Source organism: Mesorhizobium sp. M7A.F.Ca.ET.027.02.1.1, assembly GCF_004022985.1.
Taxonomy (GTDB): Bacteria; Pseudomonadota; Alphaproteobacteria; order Rhizobiales; family Rhizobiaceae; genus Mesorhizobium.
In genome coordinates this window covers 1-7621 of record NZ_RZOL01000298.1, presented here as the reverse complement: position 1 = coordinate 7621, position 7621 = coordinate 1, and the positions used below count along the sequence as shown (strand labels likewise).

Sequence of the window (7621 nt, the reverse complement as noted above, 5' to 3'; positions counted from 1 at the left end):
CGTCGACCTTGAAGTCGTCGCCAGCCTCAGCCCACCACAGTCGCGCGTGCTCGATGTCGGCTCGGGCGACGGCTCGCTGCTCGAATTGCTGCAGGACAGCAAGCAGGTCGACGGCCGTGGGCTCGAGCTGTCGCAGCGCGGCGTCAACGAATGCGTGGCGCGCGGCCTCTCGGTCATCCAGGGCGACGCCGACAAGGATCTCGAATTCTATCCCGACAAGGGCTTTGACTTCGTCGTCCTCTCGCAGACGCTGCAGGCCACCCGCAACCCGAAGCTGGTGCTCGACGAACTGCTCAGGATCGGCAATCGCGCCATCGTCTCCTTCCCCAATTTCGGCCATTGGCGTGTGCGTCTGTCACTGTTCGTCAACGGCCGCATGCCAGTGACCAAGGACCTGCCCTATTCCTGGTACGACACGCCCAACATCCACTTCTGCACCATCCGCGACTTCGTCAATCTGTGCGACGAGCTCGGCGCGACTGTCGAGAAGGCAACCGCTCTCGACGCCAACGGCCAGAAGATCGGCCTGTCGATGCCGTGGTGGTTCTGGAACTTCTTCGGCCAGCAGGCAGTGTTCCTGCTGAAACGGCAGTAGCCGCAAGCTAATCGAGGATGTCCGTGGCCTTGTGCGGATGTTCGACGCCGTCAGCAAACACCACGTCGGCCTCCGAATTGTCCGTGCGCAGCGCCAGAATCGCTTGATAGGCGGGCGAATTGTACCAGCCATGCACATGCTGCCTGTCGGGAAATTCGATGATGATCAGATGGCCCGGCCAGTTGTTCTCGATCACCTCGACATCGCCGCCATGGACCAGAAAACGGCCGCCGAAAGGTTCCAGCGTGGCATCGATCTTGTGCAGGTATTCGATGATCTGCGGGCCCATCGTGGCTTGGCGCATATGGGCGACGGCGTAAGCGGTCATAAGTGCACTCCCTTTCAATCGAAGCCGATTGCCGGCTCCGAAGGCACAGATTGCCAAGGGTCGTGACAGAATTCGATTACCCCAAAAGTAATAAGAATGAGATGAGGCGATCAAGACGAATCGGCCTGCGCGATCCTGAGGCGGTTTCCAGTCTCCGGCCCTCAGGGTGTTGCCGTTGAGACGCAAGGTTGCGAATTCGGGGTTGCGGACGGATTGAACTCTGCAACCAGATGATGACACGGGAGCATGTTTTTCGTAGCGTCATGCCGGACGCGATGCCGAGCGAAGCACGGAGCGGGGAACCTGACCTATTCGATCGTTGTCGAAATGGAAAACGCCAAGTCCATCAATGAAGATGAGATCGGCGTTTCGTTCAGCGCTTTGGCACGGGAAATAAAAGCCGTGACGACAACCGGTCAATACCTGAAACCGGAGGTCATCGTCGTTCACAGCGGACCAGATACCGACACACCGATTCTCCGGCATCGTCTCACCGAAATTGTTCCGCAACTTGGCATGGCAGCCAATACGGTCTTCAGCGCCTGCACAGGCGGCCGGTACTATGAGGTCAAGAACGCAGGCGCCGCGTTGGCCAAGGGCGACATCGTCATTTTCTGCGATTCCGATACAGTGATCGAAGACGGCTGGCTGTCGGCACTTCTCAAACCGCTCCAAGATCCGAAGACGATCGCCGTGAACGGTTACACCTATCTCGGCTGTGACGATTTCGCTTCGCGGACCTTTGCGCTTCTGTGGTTCTTCCCGCTGCGTGATGGTGATCGACGCTTTGCCTCCAAGCGCGCGATGAACGCCAACAATTGCGCCTTCCGCAGAAGCTGGTTAGCCGGCCATCCCTTTCCGGCCAGCAATGGATTCAAGGTTTCTTGCACGTTGCTCACCAGCCAGTTACGAGCAAGCGGGCATGATTTTGTCAGAGTCGATGCCCGGGCCAGCCATTATCCTCCGCGCGGTTGGCGGTTTTTCTTTTGGCGTGCCCTGGTCACCGGGCGCGATGCGGACCGGAAATATGTGGCACTGGCATCGCCATCCCAAGCCGCGCGAGTGCTGAAGGCGACAAGACGTTGGTTTTCGACATCCTGGAAAGTGGGCGGGCGTATTCTGACGCATGCAACTCGGCTCGGAATGCCGGCATGGCAGATCCCGTTTGCACTGATCGTCGGATTGGCCTTTTGCGCGCTGGTTTTTTGTGCACAAGCGGCCATGGCCCTTGGGCTGGTTCGGGACAAGGTTGAAAACGTGCCCCTCTACGTGGGACATAGCTGAAGCACTATGGTCAAAATGGGCAAAACCATCGAACCGACACCTCTCATCACGGTCATTACGCCGACCCACAACCGACGCGAAACGGTGTTGCGCGCCGTGGAAAGCGTACTCTCCCAGAGCATGTCGAGGCTTGAGCACATTGTCGTCGACGATGGTTCGACCGATGGGACCGAATCGGCGCTGGCCCGCATCCAGGACCCGCGGCTGATCTATGTCGGGGCGAAATGGCGAGGCGCCAACGCAGCCAGGAATGCCGGCATCGAGCGCGCGCGGGCACCGTTGGTGACGTTCCTCGATTCGGACGACATCTACATGCCGCACCGGCTCGAACGAACCCTGACCTGGTTCGAGGAAAATCCTGTACTGCAAGTGCTGATCAGTTCGTTCGTGTCCCTGAAAGGCAGTCGCATCACAAACTGCGTCAACCCCGAGGCGTTCGTGAGCCCCGCAATGCTTGAGCGGACGCTGGTTGGGCAGACCATCTTCATTGCCGGCTCCGCGATCACGGCTCGCCGCGAAGCCTTGCTGGCCATCGGCGGCTACGACAGCGACATCACCCGCATGCAGGATCGCGAATTGCTGCTGCGCCTTGCCCGGCGCTTCGGTGCGCAGTTGTCCAGGGATCTGGACTGGACGAAATACAATTCGGAGAACTCGATTTCCGGCCGCCGTGACGGCTATGTCGAGGCCTATGCGAACCTGATGGGCAAACATCCGCATATTGCCCATGCCTACCCGCACATTCCGCCTTACATGATCTCGCGGCAACTCATCGCCGACATCCTGCGAGGCAGGATACCGGAGGCATTTCAGGGCTACATGGCCAACCGTTCATCCAAAACGCTTGGCTATTCGCTGCCGGAATTGATGCAAGGCTATGTCCACGGCCGGCGCTGGCGCCGCGATCTCTCCAACGAGTTTCGCAATCAATTTGGTGCCCGGCCCGCTTAAACCGAGAGGGATTCCGGGAAATTGTGGAACGGTTTTCCCTCCGGATCGCGTTAACCCCTCTGTCGAGAGCTCAACGGTCAAGTTCGGGAAAATACGGATCCGATAGAAACCGCCTGTCCCGTTCGCCTTGCAGGCAGTCTATCGGCGTCGCCGCGTCGATGGGGATGCTTCTCACCTCGTCCTGAATGCCGCTCACTTCCAGGAGCAGCTTGCGCCGGATGGCTGTCGAAAACTCGGCGGCGGCATAGATAGGCAGCACGAAGGAACCGGGTCCGCCGATCACGCACTGCGCATAATACTGGTCGAGATGGCTGAAGGTGGGCGACGGGCTGATCAGGATCGGCAGCCCGTTGACGACGATGCCTTTGGCAGTCGCCGCATCACGCGTCGCGGTGACCGGCGGCCCGATATTGTTCGGTCCGTCGCCCGAAATGTCGATGACGCTGCGTTCGCCCTGGAAAGACGTGCGGTCGAAAAGCTCGGTGCCGAAGGCCAGCGCGCCGGAAATCGAAGTGCCGCGAAAGCTGCGGAACGGGCGAGCCGCGACCTTGTCGGCAAAGCTGTTCGCGCTCTCGGCACTATCGATAATCTGCCAGCCGATGACCGCGTCGTCGCGCACCGTGCCGGCCCATTCGAAATAGGTCAGCGCTATGCGGCCCGTGGCGCCGGCGCGGACAGCCTTGATGAAGTCGGGATGCCGCAGCGCCTCGACATAACCGGCCCGCTGCAGGGCGAACTCCTTCTCGTCCATCGACAGCGAGATGTCGACCGCCAGCACCAGCTCGACGTCGACGGCGAGCGCATCCGCCGGCGAGGCCATCGGGGCAGCCTGGGCGCAGGCAAGACAGGCAAGCAGGCGCAGGGCATGAAGCATGGCCGTCGCCAGGGTTGTTTCTCCCGAGGAGCTTCCCTCGCGATCGCGGCAAAATAAAGCTTTGCTTCCCCCGCCCGGAAATCAGCTCATTTCTTGCGACGAGCGGCGGCTGGCGGCGGTTCGATCGCGCCGGCCCTGACGCGGGCGGGCTTCAGGGCTGGCGCACCGGAATCCTTGACGATCGTCAACGCGCGCGGGAAGAAGTGGTTGTTGTGCTGGCCGCGCCCGATGTTGAGGATCGCTGTCCCCGGCAAACGCTTCTCGAGCATCGACAGCACGCGTCTTAGCGATGGGCCGTCGAACGCATCCAGCGCCTCGTCGATTATCACCCATTTCGGCTGCCGCAACGCGAGCCTGGCGAAGGCCAGCGAGCGTTGTTCGTCATCGCCCAACTCATGGTCCCAACGCCCCGCACGGTCGAGCGATGAGGACAGCCGTCCCAGACCGACCTCGGCCAGCACCGCCGAAATGTCGGCATCGTTCGCCGGCGCGGGCCCGTTCGGGTGATCGAGGACTTCGCGCAACGTGCCGACCGGAAAATAAGGCACGCGCGGCACGAATATGGGGGTTTCTCCCGACGGCAGGCCGATCCGGCCGCTTCCCCATGGCCACAGGCCGGCAATGGCACGAAAGAACAGCGTCTTGCCCGCACCGGGGTCGCCGGTGATCATGACGCGCTCGCCGGGGCGGATTTCGACATGCGGATCGGCGAGTCTGGTGCAACCCTCCGGCGAGGTCACTTCGAGCTTCTCGAAAGTCAGGCTGCCATCGACGTTTTGGCCGAAGGCGATGCGCTTTTCCGTGTCGTGCAGCGCATCGGTTTCATCGAGCGCGATGCGGAAATCGGCCACGCGCATCAGCGTGGCGCGCCAATCGGCGATGCTGCCGATGTTGTTGATGAACCAGCGCAAGGAAGAGTGGACCTGGTTGAAGGCGCCGACCGCCATCATCAGCCCGCCAAAGCTGATATCACCTGAGAAATAGACCGGCGAAGCGACCAGTATGGGCGCCACGACGGTGATCCAGCCATAGGTGTCGGTCACCCAGGACAGGTTGATCTGGGCGGTGTAGATGCGCCGCATGGCGCCCAGCACCGTGCCGAGATCGAGTTCGAGCCGCCGCCTGGCGTCGGCCTCGCCATGATACAACGCGATGGCATCGACATTCTCGTTGACGCGCACCATCGAGGAGCGCAGCTCGGCTTCGCGTGTATAGCGGTCGCTGTTCAGGCGGATGAGCGGGCGCCCGACCAGCCAGCTCAGCCAGGAGGCGATGCCGGCGTAAAGGATAGCGGCCCAGACCATGTAGCCCGGTATGGCCAGCGAGGTCCCGCCGATGTGGAACACGAAGCCCGAGGACAGCTCCCACAGCACCCCGACGAAGGACACGAGCAGGATGCACGACTGCAGCAGCCCGACGCCGAGATCGGTTGACAGGTCGGACAGATGCGCGGCGTCCTGCTGCATGCGCTGGTCGGGATTGACGCCGATGGCGCCGGCATTGGCCAACCGGAAGGCGCGCGCCGGCCGCATCCACTGATCGATCAGATCCAGCGTCAGCGCCTCGCGCAGTTTGAGCCTGATCATCTGGTTGAGCCAGGTCTGGCCGATATTGAGCACCAGCAGCCCGCCGGCGATCATCGCGAAGACGAGGAGCTGGTGCAGGAAGGCCGCCATGTCGCGGCGCGCAAGCGCATCGTAGAAAGGCTGGTTCCAGCGGTTGAGCAGAACCTGGCCGATCGACGTTGCGATGATCACGGCCATGATACCGACCGACGTCCACAGCAACCATTTGCGAACCGGCGATCCCGCCAGCGCCCGCCGGATCGTCGCCACCTGATCGCGCAGGCTGCTGGCTTCGACCGCCACCGCAACCGGCTGAACGACGGCGGCATTGTCCGGTTGATCAGCCATGGCCGAGGTCCTTGCGTCAGTGCCGAAACCGGATGGAGAAATTTGCCAGGCGTTCGTATGGGCTGCCGGATGGCCTGTCGGTCCACTTGCGACAGATAGGCCGGGAAACGACGTCAGGCACGTTTGCCGTGATCACGAAGCCGTCACCCGCGCAGCCGAGGGCTCGGCATCGGCTTTGTGACGGCCAAGCCGGGTGGCGCCATGCGGCGACAGCACCGGCACGAAGACGCGGCGCGAGGCGCGCTGGACGACGGGCACGCCTTGATAGAGCCGTTTCTGCGCCTCGACGACGATGACGCCGGAAAAGATCGGCCACAGCCGCCGGCCGGCGCGCTCCAGCACATTGTGGAAGCGCATCATGAAACGGCGCCTCGACGGCGGAAAGAACAGCGCATCGGACCAGGCGGCGGGCGTGAAATTCGCCTCGCGCAGCAATTCGGTAAGCTGGCCGCGCGAAAAGGGCCGGCCATTGCCGAATGGGGTGTGCTCGAAGCGCGCCCAGACACCGCGCCGGTTGGGCACGACGATGACCACCCGGCCAGCCGGCGACAGCACGCGCCAGATCTCGTTCAGCGTCTCACGCGGGTTCTCGACATGTTCGAGCGAATGGACGAGCAGCATGCGGTCGATGCAGGAATCGACCAGCGGCAGTTCCTCGTCGAAGACCAGTGCCGTCGCCGTCGGCCCTGTCGCCGGCCACACCACCGCGCCTTGCGTTGCCGGCATGAAGGCAAAGACCCGCTCGGCATCGGTGCCGAACCGCTCCAGCCAGGGCAAGGTGTAACCCAGACCAACCAGCCGCTCGTTGGGTACCGCTGCCCATATCGACGACAACGCCATGGTGATCGAACGCTCGGCGAAACGGCCGAGTGTTGTCGAATAGAAGGAGCGAAGATCGACGATGTCGGAATGCATGGCAGGGATGTAGCCGTGATATCGGCGGGTTTCAACAAAAGGCCGCGACATCCGACATTCCGAGATGTCATTCGACATCCGGGATGACATCCACGCGCCGGCGCCCTATGTCTGCGGCCATAAACGGAGAGATGCGATGCCGGTCGAAATCGAACAGTTCATGTGCCGCAGCGACAATTTCGGCGTGCTGGTGCATGATCCCAAAAGCGGCCAGACCGCGATCATCGACGCGCCCGAGGAAGCGCCTATCCTGGCAGCGATAAAGCGCACTGGCTGGACGCCGACGACGATCCTGACCACGCATCATCACATGGATCACGTCGAGGCCAATCTGGCGCTGAAGGAGCGCTTCAAGCTGCGCATCGTCGGCCCGGAAGCGGAAAAGGCCAAGATCCCCGGCATCGACGAGACCGTCGAAGACGGCTCGGTTCTCCATCTTGGCGATGAAAAGATCGAAGTCATCGCCACGCCCGGCCACACCGCCGGCCACGTTTCCTATTATTTGCCGGCGTCGGGTGTGGCGTTCACCGCCGACACGCTGTTTGCGCTGGGTTGCGGACGGCTGTTCGAATGCAAGCCGCCGGTGATGTATGAATCGCTGAAGAAGCTGGCTGCACTTCCAGCTGAAACGGCCATCTATTGCGGCCACGAGTATACGCTCTCCAACGCCCGTTTCGCGCTGACCGTCGACCCGACCAATTCGGCATTGAAGGAACGCGCCGCCAGGATCGAAAAGCTGCGCGCCGACAACAAGCCGACGC

The 7621-nt window shown here is 62.0% G+C and carries 8 protein-coding genes; 4 read left to right on the top strand and 4 right to left on the bottom strand.

The genetic code is table 11. From position 1 onward, the window contains the following. A partial coding sequence (gene metW, locus EN749_RS25845; RefSeq protein ID WP_128364219.1) for a methionine biosynthesis protein MetW occupies positions 1-595 on the top strand: 595 nt, incomplete at its 5' end. Between the two features lie 7 nt (positions 596-602). On the opposite strand, the gene EN749_RS25840 is transcribed toward metW, so the two are convergent. Next, on the bottom strand, positions 603-923 hold the full coding sequence (locus EN749_RS25840; protein ID WP_127396312.1) for a DUF1330 domain-containing protein: 321 nt from the start codon (positions 921-923) through the stop codon (positions 603-605). A gap of 327 nt (positions 924-1250) precedes the next feature. Here EN749_RS25840 and EN749_RS25835 point away from each other — a divergent pair, with 327 nt between their 5' ends. Continuing rightward, complete coding sequence (locus EN749_RS25835; RefSeq protein ID WP_245482664.1) at positions 1251-2207, top strand: glycosyltransferase; 957 nt, start codon at positions 1251-1253, stop codon at positions 2205-2207. A 15-nt stretch (positions 2208-2222) separates the two neighbouring features. Beyond that, the gene (locus EN749_RS25830) at positions 2223-3158 is read left to right on the top strand and encodes a glycosyltransferase family A protein (protein WP_127396310.1); all 936 of its coding nucleotides are present in this window, start codon (positions 2223-2225) and stop codon (positions 3156-3158) included. A gap of 70 nt (positions 3159-3228) precedes the next feature. Here the strand turns inward: EN749_RS25830 and EN749_RS25825 are convergent, their stop codons facing one another. From EN749_RS25825 to EN749_RS25815, 3 genes are all read right to left on the bottom strand, one after another. Further along, positions 3229-4032 carry a DUF1194 domain-containing protein gene (locus EN749_RS25825; protein WP_128288222.1) on the bottom strand — a complete coding sequence of 268 codons (804 nt, stop codon included), beginning with the start codon at positions 4030-4032 and terminating at the stop codon, positions 3229-3231. A gap of 86 nt (positions 4033-4118) precedes the next feature. Next, positions 4119-5945 carry an ABC transporter ATP-binding protein/permease gene (locus tag EN749_RS25820; protein WP_127809184.1) on the bottom strand — a complete coding sequence of 609 codons (1827 nt, stop codon included), beginning with the start codon at positions 5943-5945 and terminating at the stop codon, positions 4119-4121. 132 nt (positions 5946-6077) lie between these two features. Beyond that, entirely contained in the window at positions 6078-6860 is a 783-nt protein-coding gene (locus tag EN749_RS25815; protein WP_127811338.1) for a methyltransferase domain-containing protein, read from the bottom strand. Between the two features lie 136 nt (positions 6861-6996). Here EN749_RS25815 and gloB point away from each other — a divergent pair. Next, on the top strand, positions 6997-7621 hold a 625-nt coding region (gene gloB, locus EN749_RS25810; protein ID WP_128364218.1), incomplete at its 3' end, for a hydroxyacylglutathione hydrolase.